This window comes from Pelomonas sp. Root1237 (genome assembly GCF_001425055.1).
Taxonomy (GTDB): Bacteria; Pseudomonadota; Gammaproteobacteria; order Burkholderiales; family Burkholderiaceae_C; genus Pelomonas.
Genome location: NZ_LMDK01000015.1, coordinates 1 through 340 on the forward strand (window position 1 = coordinate 1; position 340 = coordinate 340).

At 60.2% G+C, this 340-nt stretch carries 1 protein-coding gene; it reads left to right on the plus strand.

Features of this window, described 5'->3' with window-relative positions; all coding sequences use genetic code 11:
* Nucleotides 1-340 (plus strand): alpha-L-arabinofuranosidase C-terminal domain-containing protein (locus ASC91_RS30650; protein ID WP_327082881.1); only part of this gene is annotated, 340 nt, incomplete at both ends.

The window sequence follows — 340 nt, forward strand, 5'->3', positions numbered from 1 at the left end:
GTCCCGACCGGCAACTGGGACGTCAAGGGCAAGGACCTCGGCTTCAAGGAAGGCGAGTGGATCTCGACCCTGGCCAATACCTTGAAGATGGATCAGCTGATCAAGGACCACGTGGCCGTGCTGGACAAACACGACCCCGAGAAGAAGATCGGATTGATGATCGACGAGTGGGGCACCTGGTATGACGAAGTGAACCCCAGGGGCGGGCTGTTCCAGCAGAACTCCCTGCGCGACGCGCTSGTGGCGGCACTCAACTTCCACATCTTCCATCAGCATGCGGAGCGGGTCCCCATGACCACCATCGCCCAGATGGTCAACGTCCTGCAGGCGATGATCCTGA